This window comes from Subtercola boreus, from assembly GCF_003399625.1.
Lineage (GTDB): Bacteria > Actinomycetota > Actinomycetes > Actinomycetales > Microbacteriaceae > Subtercola > Subtercola boreus_C.
In genome coordinates, this window is sequence record NZ_NBXA01000007.1 from 293,570 (window position 1) to 309,272 (window position 15,703).

13 protein-coding genes are annotated in these 15,703 nt (G+C 71.0%); 7 read left to right on the forward strand and 6 right to left on the reverse strand.

Annotated features, from left to right (window positions below):
* Nucleotides 1–11: 11 nt before the first annotated feature.
* The 7 genes from B7R21_RS05010 (at nt 12) to B7R21_RS05040 (ending at nt 9,095) form a co-directional block, all read left to right on the forward strand.
* A complete protein-coding gene (locus tag B7R21_RS05010; RefSeq protein WP_253259642.1) occupies nt 12–3,539 on the forward strand; it encodes a TM0106 family RecB-like putative nuclease in 3,528 nt (1,175 codons plus the stop codon).
* A 12-nt stretch (nt 3,540–3,551) separates the two neighbouring features.
* Nucleotides 3,552–3,860, forward strand: coding sequence for a DUF6412 domain-containing protein (locus B7R21_RS05015; RefSeq protein WP_116282140.1), 309 nt, complete (start codon nt 3,552–3,554; stop codon nt 3,858–3,860).
* A gap of 170 nt (nt 3,861–4,030) precedes the next feature.
* Nucleotides 4,031–4,807 carry a membrane protein insertase YidC gene (gene yidC / locus B7R21_RS05020; RefSeq protein ID WP_116282141.1) on the forward strand — a complete coding sequence of 259 codons (777 nt, stop codon included), beginning with the start codon at nt 4,031–4,033 and terminating at the stop codon, nt 4,805–4,807.
* 55 nt (nt 4,808–4,862) lie between these two features.
* A complete protein-coding gene (locus tag B7R21_RS05025) occupies nt 4,863–5,345 on the forward strand; it encodes a nuclear transport factor 2 family protein (RefSeq protein WP_116282142.1) in 483 nt (160 codons plus the stop codon).
* A gap of 46 nt (nt 5,346–5,391) precedes the next feature.
* The gene (locus B7R21_RS05030) at nt 5,392–6,294 is read left to right on the forward strand and encodes a PfkB family carbohydrate kinase (RefSeq protein ID WP_116282143.1); all 903 of its coding nucleotides are present in this window, start codon (nt 5,392–5,394) and stop codon (nt 6,292–6,294) included.
* A gap of 130 nt (nt 6,295–6,424) precedes the next feature.
* Complete coding sequence (locus B7R21_RS05035) at nt 6,425–7,849, forward strand: hypothetical protein (RefSeq protein ID WP_116282144.1); 1,425 nt, start codon at nt 6,425–6,427, stop codon at nt 7,847–7,849.
* Nucleotides 7,850–7,964: 115 nt separating this feature from the next.
* Complete coding sequence (locus B7R21_RS05040) at nt 7,965–9,095, forward strand: hypothetical protein (protein ID WP_116282145.1); 1,131 nt, start codon at nt 7,965–7,967, stop codon at nt 9,093–9,095.
* Nucleotides 9,096–9,608: 513 nt separating this feature from the next.
* Here the strand turns inward: B7R21_RS05040 and B7R21_RS05045 are convergent.
* From B7R21_RS05045 to B7R21_RS05070, 6 genes are all read right to left on the reverse strand, one after another.
* Complete coding sequence (locus B7R21_RS05045) at nt 9,609–10,871, reverse strand: hypothetical protein (RefSeq protein WP_147305812.1); 1,263 nt, start codon at nt 10,869–10,871, stop codon at nt 9,609–9,611.
* The gene (locus B7R21_RS20000; RefSeq protein WP_172592057.1) at nt 10,868–12,154 is read right to left on the reverse strand and encodes a hypothetical protein; all 1,287 of its coding nucleotides are present in this window, start codon (nt 12,152–12,154) and stop codon (nt 10,868–10,870) included. Before B7R21_RS20000 ends, B7R21_RS05045 begins: the two co-directional genes overlap by 4 nt.
* Entirely contained in the window at nt 12,147–13,004 is an 858-nt protein-coding gene (locus B7R21_RS05055) for a heme ABC transporter ATP-binding protein (RefSeq protein WP_116282147.1), read from the reverse strand. Before B7R21_RS05055 ends, B7R21_RS20000 begins: the two co-directional genes overlap by 8 nt.
* A complete protein-coding gene (locus B7R21_RS05060) occupies nt 13,004–14,167 on the reverse strand; it encodes a FecCD family ABC transporter permease (protein ID WP_116282148.1) in 1,164 nt (387 codons plus the stop codon). Before B7R21_RS05060 ends, B7R21_RS05055 begins: the two co-directional genes overlap by 1 nt.
* The gene (locus tag B7R21_RS05065) at nt 14,164–15,279 is read right to left on the reverse strand and encodes a heme/hemin ABC transporter substrate-binding protein (protein ID WP_116282149.1); all 1,116 of its coding nucleotides are present in this window, start codon (nt 15,277–15,279) and stop codon (nt 14,164–14,166) included. The genes B7R21_RS05060 and B7R21_RS05065 overlap by 4 nt, the downstream gene beginning before the upstream one ends.
* Nucleotides 15,280–15,394: 115 nt before the next feature.
* Nucleotides 15,395–15,598, reverse strand: coding sequence for a hypothetical protein (locus tag B7R21_RS05070; RefSeq protein ID WP_116282150.1), 204 nt, complete (start codon nt 15,596–15,598; stop codon nt 15,395–15,397).
* Nucleotides 15,599–15,703: the final 105 nt, after the last annotated feature.

A 15,703-nucleotide genomic window follows, 5' to 3' on the forward strand; every position in this document is an offset into this window, starting at 1 on the left:
GGGAGTCGACAGTGCAACTCGCAGGCGACGCGGTCATCTATTCGGCGACAGACCTGGCGGCAGCATCGACGTGCGAGTGGGCCCTGATGCGCAAGCTCGACTGGATGCTCGGGCGTATCGAGAAACCGCCGTTCGTCGAAGACGACATGCTGAAGCGCGCCGGCCGACTGGGTGACCTGCACGAGAAGAGGGTGCTCGACGGGCTCGCCGAGACGAGGGTGGTCGTGGAGATCGAGCGGCCGGAGGATTCGGGCATCCGCGACGGGTCGTTCACGGGCATCCGTTCGGCGACGGAGGCGACGCTCGCTGCCCTCGAGGGCCGGGCCGAAGTGGTGTTCCAGGGGGCGTTCTTCGACGGCAGGTTCCTCGGCTACTCCGACTTCGTCATCCTGGGGCCCGACGGGCGGTACGAGGTCTACGACACGAAGCTCGCCCGCAAGGCCAAGATCACCGCACTGCTGCAGCTCGCGGCCTACAGCGACCAGCTGCAGCACCTCGGCTTCGAGATCGGCGAGAACGTGCACCTCTGGCTCGGCACGGGCGAGATCAGCACGCACCGTCTCACCGACATCCTGCCGGTGTACCGCAAGCGGCGCGCACGGCTGCAGCAGATTCTGGATGATCGCAGGCTCGATCCCGAACCGACGCCGTGGGGCGATCCCCGCTACACGGCCTGCGGGCGCTGCGATGCCTGTGTCGAACAGGTCGAACGCACGCACGACGTGCTGCAGGTCGCCGGCATGCGTCTGACCCAGCGGGCGAAGCTCCGGGCGGCGGGCGTCACGACCGTCGAAGAGCTCGCTGTGCGCGAGACCCCTGTGGAGGAGATGAGCGAGGCGACGCTGGTCGCCCTCCGCGAACAGGCTGGGATGCAGGTCCAACGGGCGCTCGCGCCCGAGGGCTCGCCGCCGCCCTGGCGCGTCGCCAGCCCGGTCGCCCTGACCGCTCTGCCTGAGCCGTCTCCGGGCGACATCTTCTTCGACTTCGAGGGCGATCCACTGCATGAGGAACGCCAGCAGTGGGGGCTCGACTATCTCTTCGGGCTGGTCGACGTGGATGCCCGTTTCACAGGTTTCTGGGCCGACGACCTTGTGGAGGAGAAGACGGCGCTGGTCGACTTCCTGGCCTTCGTGCGGGAGCGCCGGGCCGAGCATCCGGGCATGCACATCTACCACTACGCCTCCTACGAACGAACCCATCTGCTGACGCTTGCGGCCCGGCACGGGGTGGGGGAGGAGGAGATCGACGACCTGCTGAGACACAACGTGCTCGTCGACCTGTACCCGATCGTGCGGCGGGGCCTCCGGATCGGCAGCCACAGCTACTCGCTCAAGAAGCTCGAGCCGCTCTACATGGACGTCGGCCGCGACGGCACGGCCAACGCGGCCGACTCGATCAGTGAGTACGTGCGCTACTCCGAGTTCCGTGCGGCCGGTGAGACGGATGCCGCGGCTGCCGTTCGCGCTGACATCGTGCAGTACAACGAGTACGACTGCGTCTCGACACTGCGGCTCCGTGACTGGCTGCTCGCCCGCGCGGCGGAGGTCGGGGTGACACCGGCGGTCGACGATGACCTCACGATCGAGATGCTCGCCGCGATGCCGATCCGTGAGCCCGATCCGGTCTACTCGGAGCTGGTCTCCTACCTCGGGAGGCTCGAGGCCGCCAGGCGGGCCGAGCATCCGGAATCCCCGGAAGCCCCGGAGCGTTCCGCCGACGAGACGGCCATCGCGCTCGCCTCGGCAGCCATCGACTACCACCGTAGAGAGGCGAAGTCGTTCTGGTGGGAGCACTTCGACCGTCTCCGCAGCCCGGTGGACGAATGGGCCGACACCCGCGGCGTCTTCATCGTCGACACCGTGGAGGTCGAGCGGGACTGGTCGCTGGCCGGCCCGCGCGCCCGGAACCTCTCTCGCGATCTCGTCGTGACCGGCACCGCCGCACCCGGCAGTCGGTTCTCGGGCACCGACGACCCGTTCGTGCTCTACGACTCCCCGTTCCCGCCGCTGATCGGCAGATCCGAGCCCGGAGCGCGGGTCGCGCACAGCCGCGTGAGCTTCACCGACCGGGGCGACGGCAGCTACCTCCTCACAGAGAAGGTCGGTACCGGCGGAGACCCGTACCCCGAATTCCCGATGGCCGTCACTCCCTCCTCGCCGCCGAACGCGACGAAGCTCGCCGAGGCCATCGCCGACTGGGGGCGCGTGCTGCTGGGGGCACTGCCGACGATGGCTCCGGATGCCGCACTCGACATCCTCCGCCGCGAACCGCCGCGCCTCAGCACCCTGCCCGAACTCGTGCGGGGCGAGAACGTGATCGCGGGCATCCGCAGCTCGCTGCTCGACCTCGACCGCTCCTACATCGCGGTGCAGGGCCCGCCCGGAACAGGCAAGACATACACCGGGTCGCGGGTCATCGCCGACCTCGTGCAGAACCACGGCTGGAAGGTCGGGGTCGTCGCGCAGTCCCACGCGGCCGTCGAGAACATGCTCGAGGCGATCGTGGGGGCAGGGCTTGATCCGAGGCTCGTCGGCAAGAAGCCGAAGGATGCGGCGGGCGGCGGCGCTGGCGGCGGAAGTGCAGGCGGCGCCGGTGCTTCGTGGACAGCCCTCGACGCCAAGGCCGTGCCCGGGTTCGTGCAGCAGGACGGCGGGTACGTGTTCGGCGGCACCCAGTGGACGTTCGCGAACGCCAACACGGTTCCGCGCGGTTCCCTCGACCTGCTCGTCATCGACGAGGCGGGGCAGTTCTCCCTCGCGAGCACCGTCGCCTCCTCGGTCGCAGCGACGCGGATGCTGCTGCTCGGTGATCCCCAACAGCTCCCGCAGGTGAGCCAGGGCACGCACCCGGAGCCCGTCGACGTGTCGGCGCTCGGCTGGCTGGCCGAGGGGCACGGAGTGCTCCCCGCGGAGTTCGGCTACTTCCTCGAGACGAGCTGGCGCATGCACCCGGCGCTCTGCGAGCCCGTCTCGAAGCTCTCCTACGAGGGCAGGCTGCACGCTCATGCGTCAGACCGGATGCTCGTCGGAGTCGTACCGGGGCTTCATCCGGTGCCCGTGCGGCACTCCGGCAACTCCACGTCGTCGATCGAGGAGGCAGCCGCGGTCGTCGGTATCGTCGCCGAGCTCATCGGCTCACCGTGGACGTCGGAGGGCCAGACGCGCCCCCTCGCCCAGGGCGACTTCATCGTGGTCGCGCCCTACAACGCCCAGGTCGAGACGGTGCACCTCGCGCTCGCGGCGTCCGGGTTCGCCGATGTGCCGGTCGGCACCGTCGACACGTTCCAGGGCCAGGAGGCGGCCGTCGCGATCGTCACGCTCGCGGCATCCGGATCCGGCGATGTGCCACGCGGGCTGGAGTTCCTCCTGCTCGCGAACCGCCTCAACGTGGCGATCTCCCGCGCGCAGTGGGCGGCCTACCTCGTGCACTCGCCCGCCCTCACGGAGTACCTTCCCGGCTCGGTCGCGGGCCTCGCGCAGCTGAGCGCCTTCATCGGTCTCGTGGAACAGCCCGCCTCGCCACGCCCCGGTCAGGCCTGATAGCGTCGGGGGATGGTCGCCCTTGTGCTCGCCGCGCTTCAGTCGGTCGGCGCGCTCGCGAGCGGCGATCTGTTCTCTCCGGCGCTGCTCCTGGCCGGGCTCCTCGGCCTGGCGGGCGTGCTGCTCGTCGTAGCCGCTGTGCTGGTCGCGCGGTCGATGCGCACCGCACCGGATGCCCGGGCGCGCCCGGCCCCGCAGCAGAACGCCGACCTGCCCACCCTCCTCGCAGAGAGCAACCCCGACGCGCCCGGACACGTGCGCTCCCGAGCTCCGGCTGCGCCCGGACTGGTCGCCAGCCTGCTCGCTGGCCTTCCTCGCTAGCCTCTTTCTCCGCCTCCCCGCCCGACGCTGCCCCTCTGCCCTGCGGGCCCTCCGCCCTGCGGCCCCTCCCCCCCTGCGCGCCCCTCGGCGGGGCTGCGCTGCGTCGTACCCCGTGCCCCGCGCCCCTCGCACTTCACCCTTCACCCTTCACCCCGAAAGGACCCCAGACCATGGACATCTCCACTCTTCCCCCGATCGCCATCGTGCTCGACGCCCTGTACAACCTCGTCCTTGGCATCGGAGCGGTCGCGCAGCCGTTCGCGGGCGGCGCCGCACCGATGCTCGCGATCATGCTCCTGACCGTGCTGGTGCGCCTGGCGCTTGTGCCCGTGTCTGTCTCGCAGGTGCGGGCGGAGGTCACGCGGCGGCGGCTCGCTCCGGCGCTCGCGGCGCTCCGGGCGAAGTATGCCAAGAAGCCCGAGGCGCTGCAGAAAGCGCTGACCCGGCTGTACACGAGCGAGAAGGTCTCGCCTCTGGCGGGCATCCTGCCGACGCTCGCGCAGGCACCGGTGCTGTCGGCCATCTACGCGTTGTTCGTGCATCCGCAGCTCGCGGGGCACGCGAATGTGCTGCTGCTGCAGACGTTCCTCGGGATCCCGTTCGGCTCGAACCTGTTCGCGGCCCTCGGCGTCGCCTTCCCGCAGGTGCTGGTCGTCGTGGGGCTCCTCGCAGTGCTGGCCGTGGCTGTCGAGCTGACACGCCGCGCGAATCTCCGCTGGGCAGGTTCTGCTACCAGCGCTGCTGCCACTTCGGCAATCGCTGCCGGTGCTCCGTCAGATTCCCTCCCAGGTGCGGCTGCGATCGCTTCGATCGCCCGGTTCCTGCCGTTCATCACCGTGCTGTTCGCCGCCATCGCCCCGTTCGCCGCAGCAATCTACCTCGTCACCAGCGCCGTCTGGACGCTCGGCGAACGCGCCGTGCTCCGCCGCGTCATCCGTGCTGGTTGACTGTTGTGCTGCCTGAGGAGCATCCCGACAGAGCAGCTTCTAGGCTGGGAGCACCATGAGCGATACGCAGCGTCCAGCACCCGACCCGAATCCCGACCAGAACCCCTTCGCGACGGGAACCGACGAGCACGCGATCTGGGCGGGAGCCCTCGCGATCTACGCGGGGTTCACTGCGGCCGACCGCGCGGCGATCGACGCGAACATCTCGCCCGAGGCGACCATGTTCGACAGCGACACGATGCCGCTCATCCACGGCAAGGCGGAGCTCGACGCGATCCGGGATGCCCGACCGGCAGCCGCGCCAGCCGCCCCGCCCGAAACTCTGCCACCCACCCCGGTGCTCCGCGGCATCGCCCCCGAGGTGCGCATCTGGGGCGACACCGCCGTGCTGCTGCACTACCTCGCCGTCGACCTGGCCGACGGATCGCCCGAGCAGGCGGTCCGCAACACGAGCGTGTGGAGGCGGGCATCCGGCAACTGGCTGATGGTGCACAACCACGAAGACGTGATGGCGACGCCCTGGCTGCCCGTGCTGTGAGTGCCCGAGAGGTGCCGGGCCTTCAGGGCTTGGTAAAGTCGAACGGGTGACCCCTGGACCCCCCACCACAGACGCATGCTCCGTCGTCATCATCGGTCACGTCTGCATCGACGAGAACACCGGAACCGACTCGGGTGACAACGCCCCGCAGCGCCTGCGTCGAACTGTCGGCTCGCCGGCCTTCTTCATCAACCGGCAGCTGCAGGCCGTGGCAGGGGTCACCGTCTCGGTGATCGCCCCGTACGGCGGCGACTTCCTCCCCGTGATGTCGGCCGCGCCGCCAGCCATTCCCCTGCTGAACCCCGCCACGCCCGGGGGTACCCTGCTCTACCGCAACCACATCGATGGCGATGTGCGCCGCCAACAGTGCTTCCATGCCGAGAACGCCGATCCTGTGCCCGTCACAGCGACCTACGCCCGCGCGCTCGCGGCCGCCGACATCGTGATCGTCGCCCCGCTTCTCGCGAACTTCACCCCGGAGTATCTCGCAACCGCTCTGGCCGAGACCCGGCCGGATGCCCTCAAGATGCTGCTCGTGCAGGGTCTCCTCCGCCGGGTCGACGACGATGGAACGGTCGGCCAGCGCGACTTCGCGGAGTACGCCGACGTGATCCCCCTGTTCGATGTCGTCGTGTTCTCCGATGAGGACCTGCAGAAGGCCCTCACCGTGGCTGATGAGTGGTCGAGGGACTTCTTCCGGACGACGGTCGTGGTGACCCAGAACAGGAACGGTGCGACCTCCTTCGACGGCGGCGTCTCGGTGCACGTTCCGGCGGAACCGCTCGAACGACAGGGCGTCGGCAGCGTGATCGGTGCGGGTGATGTCTTCAGCGCGGCTCTCGCCGTGAGCTACCGCGGCAGTGGCGACATCCGGGATGCCATCGGCCGGGCGCACGAGATCACCGCCCGCTTCATCGACGGTGAACTGGTGGCTGCCCTGGCGGCATGATTGCACGGCAGGACTGCGCGGCATGATTGGGCGTCGAGGACGCTGCTTGTTTAGGTAAGGCTTAACTAAGTATGGTTAGCCTTACCTAATCTGAAAGGGGTTCTTCGTGGAATCTCATAGTCGGCGAGGGATGACTCCGTTCATCCGTCGAACCGTTGCGGTTGCAGCCGTGGCAGCGCTCACACTCGGCGCGGCTCTCACCGCGACCACCTCTGCCTCGGCCGCCCCCTCGCAGGGCAGCATCGACAACGCCTCCTTCACCTGGGGCCTGAGCGGTGAAGCCGGAGGCGGGGCCTTCTTCGGCGGCTGCAACTTCCTCTCGGCCGGAACCGCCGGCAACACCGGCAGCTCACGCCTCTGGACCGAAGCCGACGGGTTCTACGCCCAGTCCGCTGGAAACGTCAGCATCGCGAAGCCCACCGCGGCAGGCAGCCTGGCGCCCACCAGCTGGGCGACGAAGTGCCAGACCCCCGCGGGAACGGCCGTCAGCCCGTCGTCAGCCACCTCGCTGACCGGCAACGTCGTTCAATTCGGAGGCGGCACCGGAACGGTCGCGGCCGACGGATCGTCGTCGATCTCCTGGACCGGTTCGTTCACCGTCGCGTTCTACGGCGGGCTCACCTACTGGACGGCCACCAACCCGACCCTGAGCCTCGACGCTGCCGGCAACGGCCAGCTCACGGCGACGGCCAGCGGCTACGGAACCAGCATGGAGGACACGAGCCAGTGGGTGCCGATCACCGGCCGGCAGATCGTGCTCGCTGACATCGCGGGCGCCCAGGCGACCGACACCGGTGTCACCACGACCCCGAAATACCTTGGCGTCGCCGTGACCACCCCGGGCACCCCGCAGAGCACGACGCCCGCCTCGTGGGGCTCGTTCCCGCAGAGCTACATCGACTTCCAGAACCTCACCGGGCAGTCGAGCTACTGGTACAGCTCGGGTGGATCGCGCGACGCTGCGAAGCCGGCCACGCCGCTGGCCGTGAGCTACGCAGTGACGCCCGTCGTCGCGCCGCCCACCGACCCGACTGACCCGACCGGCCCCACCGACCCGACCACCCCTCCCGCGGAGGCGTCCCGCGACATCTCCGTGATCGTGCCGACCGTGGTGGTACCCGAAGAGGGAACGTTCGGCTGGGCCTTCGAGTCAGACGCCGCCATCGCGCTCGGAACAGCGACCCAGTCGGGGAGCAGCTTCGTGGCGAACGGTGCCCTGACGTCGATCGCCGTCACCGACACCCGCACCGGACCCTCGGCCTACAGCTGGAGCATCTCCGGCCAGGTCGGAGCGTTCGCCTCGGGCGCGAACACCTTCGGTTCCGAGTACCTCGGCTGGACCCCCGCTGTCTCGAACGCGGGAACGGGCGCGACCGCCGGCTCCGCAGTGACGTCGGCCCTCACGGGCGGCACGGGTCTCGCGACCTCCGCCACGCTGGCCTCGAGCTCGGCCGCCGCGGGTGCCGACATCGACGCTGACGTGAGCCTGGTCATCCCGAGCTCGACGCCCGCGGGCAGCTACACCTCGACCCTGACGATCACGGCGCTCAGCTAGAAGCCGGGCCAGGCAGCCCCACCGCAGCACGCCCTCGGGCGGCGCCACCCCTCGCGGGCGGTGCCGCCCGTTGGTGCGTGTTCCCCACTTGCTCCCACAACCTCCAGGACTCTCTATGACTCGCACGCTCGCCGCAGCCGCAGCCGCAGCCCCATCGGCCACCGCACGCCCGCCCCGCGCTGTTCTTCGCGCGGGGGCCACCAGCACAGCCTTCGCTGCGCTGCTGCTGCTCGGGATGCTCGTTCCGGCGACCGCGGCCGAAGCGGTCGAGGGCCCGAGCTGGGGCGTCGCGCCCGCCGACACCGCGCTCGGCGCGAACCGTGCGAACTTCGAGTACGCACTCGCCCCCGGTGCCGTGGTCGACGACGCCTTCGAGGTGACCAACAACGGCATCACCCCCCTCCTGCTGAAGGTCTACGCGGCCGACGCGTTCACCACCCGGGAGGGCACCATCGACCTGCTCGCAGGAGGCGAACCCTCCGTCGACTCGGGTACCTGGGTGACGCTCGGCGCGAGCGACATCACCCTCACGCCCGGCCAGGTCATGGTCATTCCATTCACCATCACTGTGCCTCAGGATGCCCGGCCGGGCGATCATCCGACAGGCATCGTCTCCTCTATCCTGTCGACCGACGCCGGTGCCGAAGTGCAGGTGGACCGGCGCCTCGGCAGCCGGATGTACATCCGGGTGGACGGCGACCTCGCCCCGGCAGCCACCGTCTCCGGCCTCACCGTCGACTACTCGGGGTCGTGGAACCCGCTCGCCGTGGGCGCCCTCGACGTGAGCTACACCCTCTCCAACACGGGCAACACGCGGGTCACAGCCCTCACGAACCTCACCGTCGAGGGCCCCTTCGGCATCGCCCCCGCCCGCACGGGCGACGAGCAGCTGCCCGAAGTGCTGCCGGGCTCCACCATCGACGTGCACCAGCGGATCTCGGGCGTCGCGGCGCTCCTCTGGCTGAGCGGCGCTGTCACCGTTCTGCCCACCGCCGTCGGCCTCGGCGCCGTGCCCCTCGACTCGGTCAGCACGCCGTACGGGATGCTCGCCCTGCCGTTCTGGCTGCTCATCCTCGTGCTCGTGCTGGCGCTCGTCGTCGTCGGGGTGCTGCTCGCCCTGCGCCGCCGTCGCCGCGCCCGCGCTGCCCGCCCCGCCCGCGCCGTCGCCTTTGCCTCTGCCTCTGCCTCGGACCCCGACCCCGCCACCGCCCCCACCTCGGACCCCGACCCCGCCCCCGCTCCCTGATTCCGCAGCCCGACGGACGAACCTCAGCGAAGACAACCTCGCAGAGCGGGTCGCGCACAGTCGGGCTCGCTCGTTCGCACCCCGCCGTGCCCGTAGCCGCCCGCGGTGCGGGGTGGCCTTGGAGGCCGCGCGGTCGCCGCTCGGCCCACGCCGAACCACCCACCCGGGAGGAGCGGAGCGCATCCGAGGCGCGGAGAGCCCCGGATCGCGTGAGCTCCTCCCGGACGGGCCCATCGGCCGCCCGCCGGCTCAGAACGGGCGCAGGTTCGCGCATTCTCGCCGAACACTGCGGAAGTTCCCCGAAATCGTGTCCGTACGCGCCGCCGCCCGCGGTGCGGCGGCTGGGTGCGGGGCAGCGCGCCGGGCGTGGTCGTCGGTGCGTCGGCGCAGGTCGCGTTGCCGCCGTGCAGGCAGCTCAGTTTGGCGAGCTTGAGCGAAGACGGTCCCGCAGAGCGGGTCGCGCTCGCCGAGGCTCGCCCATTCGCCGGCCACTCCGTGCGGGAGGGTGACGCGTCAGCGGGCGGCGCGCCGCCGGGGGAGCGGCAGCCGGCCGGACAGGTGCAGCGCCGCGAGCACCGACACGAGGAGTGCCAGCGCCGTGCCGAGCAGGGGGAGGAGCAGGGGCGATGCTCCCTCGGCGGTGACCTCGGGCACGAGCCCGCCGCTGTCGCGCATGGCGATGATCGGCAGGACTGCCGCCCCGGCGGCCGCGGCGCCCGACGCGCCCGCGGCGGTGCCCGCAGCCGGGGCAGCGGCAGCGGGCGGCCGGGTGTTCAGCGTGTTCGTGGGCGCGGCGCCGCCGGGTGCGGCGCCGTCCACCGTCGGAACGAGGGCCGGCGCATCCGCGTCGTAGTTCACCAGCAGCAGCGTCGCCGGCTTCGCCGCGTCTCGCGCCCCGCCGGTCGTCTGCCAGTAGCCGGACTGGCCGGTCAGCTCCTGGAACGACAGGAACTCGGGGGGGAACGCCCCCCAGAAGGCGGCGTTCTCCGCCGACTGGGGGGCCTGGCCGCCGGATGGGTTCGCCACCCCGAGGTATTCGGGAATCGAGCCGAAACCGCCCGCGTTCGCCAGGCTGACGTTCCGGAACTCTGCGAGAACGACGGTCTGGGCGCCGACTGGCAGCCACGTGCCGGGGTCGTCCCGGCTCGCCCCGTAGCCGCTCAGGGTCGCGGTCAGCCGGCCCGTGCCGGAGGCGTCGAGGGCGAGCGTGGGATCCGTCGCGCTCCAGTACGTCATGCCGCCGTAGAACGCGACCGTGAACGATCCCCGCCAGGCCAGCTGCAGCCCGCCCGCGGCGGACACGCTGCCGGTTCCGCCGTCGATGACGACCTGGCTCTGCGTCGACGATGTGAGCGACGAGACCGTGACGGCGGACCCGTCGGGTGAAACGCACTTGTTCGAGAAGTCTGCCGTCTGCCAGCCTCCGGATGCCGTGGCCTTCTCGATCGTGACCTCACCGCTCTGGGCGGAGTACAGCCCGTCGGCCTCGGTCCAGACCCGGGAGCTGCCGGCGTCGCCCGCGATCCCCGCGGACAGAAAGTTGCATCCCCCGGCATACGCGCCGCTCGAGGCCTCCCGGCTGAGTCCCCAGCGCAGCTCGGCATTCGTGATGCTGCCGTCACCCTGCTCCGGCGCGCCCGTCGGCACGGTCACGGTGATCGGAACGTCGTCGTCGGCCCGGGCGGCTCCCGCAGGCCCGAGGATGCCCAGCAGCACGATGCCGCCGAGCACCGCCGCGACGGCAGCGGATGCCCGCCCCACGCGCGCCGCCCTCATCGGCCGACCCGGTCGGCGGTGTGGCCACCCGCAGACGGGCTCGAAGACATTCCCGCGTCACTCGTGCCGCCGACGGCAACCGCCTCGCGCGCGGCACGGCGCACCCGACGGTGGCGCCCGGCGCGCACGAGGGCGGTGACGAGACTCACCACGAGCAGCACCAGCGCGGCCAGGATCGCCACCGCGAGCAGCAGATACGGCCACGCGGGCGGTGCCTCGGCAGTAATCGCGGACGTGGCCGGGAAGGCGCGGGCATCCGGGGCTGCGGCCACCGTCACCTCCGACTCGGCCAGCGCCCCGGAGGCGGCACCGGAGAGGCTGAGCACGTGGGTTCCGGCCCGAACGTCGGCCGGGATCGTCAGCACTGCGGCAACCTCGCCCGCCGCACCCGCCGTGAGCGGCCCGACCGCTGCAGCGCCGTTGTCGAACGTGGCGACCACCTGCTCACCCGGGGTGAAGCCCTGCCCGGTGAAGCTCAGCGCGTTGCCCGCGACGGCCGTGCCCGAGGTGTAGCCCACCCGGGCGGCGGATGCGCCGGTCCCGGCCGCGACTGCTGCGGGACCCGCCACAGCAGCACCAGCACCCGCCGCCGTACCGGCCGCCGCCGCACCGCCGGCCGCCGAACCCCCCGCACCCGCACCGCCCGCCACCGGCGCCGCGAACGAGATCGGCGTGAACGTCTCGTTGTTCGCATTCTTCACCCCGTGGGCACCGATCGTCAGGATGCCGCACTGCACCGTCAGGCAGTCGACAACCGAGATCGCGCCCGTGCGGTCGACCGAGTTGAAGCTCGCGCCAGGAACCGTGAAGTCCGTCGACCAGCCGCCCGAGGCATCCATCACCGCGTTCGCGGCTTCGGCCGTGTCGCTGCCCGGGAACGCGACGAAGCGCTGGAAGCCGGCGTTGTCCTTGGCCTCCGAGTCCGGAACGTAGCGGTAGTCCCGCCCGACCTCCCCGCCGGTGCTCGGCTGCCAGCCCGAGTCCACCCAGCCGAAGAGCACGTAGATGCCGCCGAATCCGCCCTGGATCGACTGGAATCCGCTGCCGGAGACCGTCATCGACGTCGCGTAGTCGGGGTCGGCCGTGCTGCCGCCCGCGCTGTTCGTGATGCTGACAGACCCGGCGGCGAAGGCTCCCGGCAGCGAGACCGGCGCGGCGACGACCGAGCCGACGGTGGCGAGGATGGTGAGCGCGAGCGCGAGTGCGGGAGCAGAGTGCAGCAGGGCGCGCCCGCGTCGGCGGCTACCCGCACGGTGGCTGTCGGCAGATCCGGTGTCATGCACGAGCGGCACTCTCCTGGTGGGGTACGGGTGGCGAGGGAGGGGGAGCGGGGGCAGCTCTCCGCACCGGATGCACGAGCAGCGCCCCCGACGCGGGATGCCGCTCGACCCCGATTGGGTGCCGGTAGACGTCGCTGAGAAGTGCGGCATCCAGAGCGGTCGCCGGGGGGCCGTCTGCGCGGATCCGCCCGCCGTCGAGCACCACGATGCGGTGCGCATAGGCCGCGGCGAGGTTGAGGTCGTGCAGCACTATCACCGCGCATCCGCCCGCGTCGGCGTGCGAGCGCAGCTGGCCGAGCAGCCGCTCCTGGTGCCGGATGTCGAGGCTCGCCGTCGGCTCGTCGAGCAGCACGATCTCGCAGCCCTGTGCCCGCACCCGGGAGTAGGCCACGCGGGCGCGTTCCCCGCCGGAGAGCTCGGGCAGCCGTCGCGCGGCGAGGTGGCTGAGTTCCGCGTCGCCGAGTGCTGCCGAGATGCGCGCCTCCTCCTCGTGCTCGCTGAGGCCGATCCACGGCGCGAGCCCCATCGCGACCACCTCGGCGACGGAGAACGAGAACGACACCTCATTCGCCTGGGTGAGCACGGCGCGCACCTGTGCGAGCTCCGCCGGTCGCCACGAGCGCATCACCCGCCCATCGACCTCGACGTGGCCGGTGTCGGGGGTGAGATCCCCGGCGAGCACGTGCAGCAGAGTCGACTTGCCGGCACCGTTCGGCCCGACCAGCGCCACGAGCTCACCCGGCGACACGGTGAGACGGATGCCCGAGAGCACCGGCACCGCGTCGAAGTTGAGGGAGGCATCCAGAACCTCGAGGCGCGGCGCCTGTGCAGTGCCCTCAGAACGCGCCCCCATCAGGCCCACCCGCCCGAACGGCGCCGCGTGCGCCGGATCAGCCAGAAGAAGAAGGGCCCGCCGACGAGGGCTGTGAGCATTCCGAGTGGCAGGTCGGCGTACGGCACGGCGGTGCGCGCCACGAGATCGGCCGCGAGCAGCAGCAGCCCGCCGCCCAGGGCGCTGAGCGGGATGAGCGCCCGGTGCCCCGGCCCGACGGCCATGCGCATCAGGTGGGGCACGACGAGGCCGACGAACGCGACGATCCCGCAGAGCGCCACGGCCCCGGCGGTGAGCACGGCGATGAGCACGATCGCCGCGATGCGTGTCGCCTCCACCGGCACCCCGAGGTGCTGCGCCTGGCGTTCCCCGAGTGCGAGCAGGTCGAGGTTCCGGGCGAGCAGCATCGACCCCGCGATGCCGGCGAGCGTGATCGGGATGACGATCCAGACATCCTGCCAGCGGCTGCCGTTCAGCGAGCCGAGCTGCCAGAAGACGATCTGCTCGCGCTGTTGAGTGGTCGCGGCGAAGGTCATGAAGGCGATGCCGGCGCCCGCGACCGCATTCACCGCGATGCCGGTCAGCATCAGCGTGACGACCTCGGTGCGTCGGCCGGAGCGGGCCGTGAAGTACACGAGGAAGGTGGCGGCGAGACCGCCCACGAACGCGAAGACCGGTGCGGTGAGGGTGCCGAGAAAGGTGAAACCGAGCACGATGACCGCACTTGCCCCGAGGGCAGCGCCGGCCGAGACGCCCACCACGCCGGGTTCGGCGAGCGGGTTCCGGAAGATGCCCTGCATCACCACGCCGCCCACCGCGAGAGCCGCGCCGACCACGATCGCCATGACAATGCGCGGGAACCGGATCGCCCAGAGTGTGGCATCGGCATTCGGATGCTGCGGGGTGGCCAGCACCGGAACCCGAAGCCAGTCGATCCCCACACCGGCCAGCACCTCGTTCAGGTGGATCGCGAGCGACCCCGCGATCTCGGGCACGGGAACCGGCAGCTGGCCGAGCCCCGCCGAGACGATCGCCAACACCACGAGCGCAACGAGCAGCCCGCCCGCGACGAGGTGCCGCCGGGCCGCAGGATGCCGGTGCCGGGCGTTCGGTCGGCGGGTGGGGTGGGGCGCGGCCGCCTCTAAAGCCTGCAAAGCCGGTGGCTTCGTCTCGAGCGCGGTCATCCCGCGACATCCTGCGGCGCATAGATCGCCACGGCGAGCGCCTCGAGCACGCTCGCGGTGTCGGGCCCGAAGCTCAGAATCTGGGAGTCGGCCATGTCGACGACCCGTTTGTGCTGGCCCGCGGGGGTCTGCTGCAGAGCGGGAACGGCCTCGAGCAGACCATCGACCCCGTTCACGGATTCCAGCCCGCCGGTCATCATCAGAACGAGGTCGGGCGCGGCGGCCACGAGCCCCTCGTCGGTGAGGGGACGCATTCCCGACCAGCCGATCTCGCTCGAGACGTCGATGCCGCCCACCGCACCCACGAGGTCGTCGGCCCCCGAGCCTTCGCCGAACAGGTAGTACACGCCGGCCTGGCCGCGCACGTAGAGGAACACGATGCGGAGCTTCTCGGCCGGGTCTGCGGGCGCGATGGCGGCGATCGCCCGGACGGCGGCGTCGATCGACTGGGAGGTGCGTGCCGCGAGGACGGCGCCGCGTGCGGGCACGCCCAGGGCATCCGAGACCTGTGTGGTCAGTGAACCGACCGTCGCCAGCGACCGTTTCGAGTCGACGATGACGACGGTCACGCCGGCGTCCCGCATCTGCAGCACGGTGTCCCACGGGCCGAGGCTCGTGTCGGTGATGATGAGCGTCGGTGCGAGCGCGAGGATCGCTTCGGCGTTCAGGTCGTGCCCGTTCTGGGTGACGAGGGGCCGGTCGGCGATCTCGGGGAATCCGCTCGACACGTCCCGACCGATGACGGTGTCGCCGAACCCGAGATCGAAGACGATGCGGGAGAGGGAACCGTAGATGTCGAGCGCGAGGATGCGTGACGTGTCGGTCACGGTCAACGGGGTGCCCTGCGCGTCGACGAGGGATGCCGGCAGCTGCTGTTGCCCGTCGGTCACCGGCTCGACGGGCACGGGGGAGATGCGGGCGGTGCTCGCGCCGTCCCACGCCTTCGGATCGGTGACGGCCGCCACATCGGCGAGACGCGGTGTGGCGGCGCCACCGGCCCCCGTCGAGGCGCCGGACCCCGAGCATCCGGCCAGCACGGCCACGGTGAGGAGCGCGCCCAGAACAGCGGAGACGAGTGGGCGGATGCGGGATGTGCGAGGCGCTGAGTGCATGGTTAGGTAATGCTAACCTAACCTCGCCTAAGCGCGAGGATCGCGAGGAGCGGGAGGACCGCGGTGCTGGACCCTGGGCGCTGTCAGACCGGCATGCGCTCAGCCGTGCGGGCGCTCAGCCGTCGTTGACCTCCGTGTCCTCCTCGTCGGTCGGCACCTCGCCGTCGAGCGTCTCCTCGCTCTCCGGCTCGTCGGCCAGGCTGGCGTCGACCCCTGAGGGCGGTGCGTCGGTCGTCGGACCGTTGCCGACAATTCCCTCGCCGTCGGGGTAGCCGGCGCTGTCGGGATATTCCACGGGAGAATCGCTGTGATCTGTCATGGCAGCACCATACTCGGATAGTCGAGTTGTCGACAGGGCGTTCCGCGGCACCTTGACAGCCCTCCGGGGCGGAGGGCAAGCCCTCGCGGCTGCCTGTTGTCGCAC

Coding starts and splice junctions, on each gene's coding strand:
- B7R21_RS05045 (WP_147305812.1), bottom strand. CDS start 10,871: ATGAGGGCGGCGCGCGTGGGGCGGGCATCCGCTGCCGTCGCGGCGGTG.
- B7R21_RS05065 (WP_116282149.1), bottom strand. CDS start 15,279: ATGCACTCAGCGCCTCGCACATCCCGCATCCGCCCACTCGTCTCCGCT.
- B7R21_RS05060 (WP_116282148.1), bottom strand. CDS start 14,167: ATGACCGCGCTCGAGACGAAGCCACCGGCTTTGCAGGCTTTAGAGGCG.
- yidC (WP_116282141.1), top strand. CDS start 4,031: ATGGACATCTCCACTCTTCCCCCGATCGCCATCGTGCTCGACGCCCTG.
- B7R21_RS05025 (WP_116282142.1), top strand. CDS start 4,863: ATGAGCGATACGCAGCGTCCAGCACCCGACCCGAATCCCGACCAGAAC.
- B7R21_RS05055 (WP_116282147.1), bottom strand. CDS start 13,004: ATGGGGGCGCGTTCTGAGGGCACTGCACAGGCGCCGCGCCTCGAGGTT.
- B7R21_RS05070 (WP_116282150.1), bottom strand. CDS start 15,598: ATGACAGATCACAGCGATTCTCCCGTGGAATATCCCGACAGCGCCGGC.
- B7R21_RS05015 (WP_116282140.1), top strand. CDS start 3,552: ATGGTCGCCCTTGTGCTCGCCGCGCTTCAGTCGGTCGGCGCGCTCGCG.
- B7R21_RS05035 (WP_116282144.1), top strand. CDS start 6,425: ATGACTCCGTTCATCCGTCGAACCGTTGCGGTTGCAGCCGTGGCAGCG.
- B7R21_RS05040 (WP_116282145.1), top strand. CDS start 7,965: ATGACTCGCACGCTCGCCGCAGCCGCAGCCGCAGCCCCATCGGCCACC.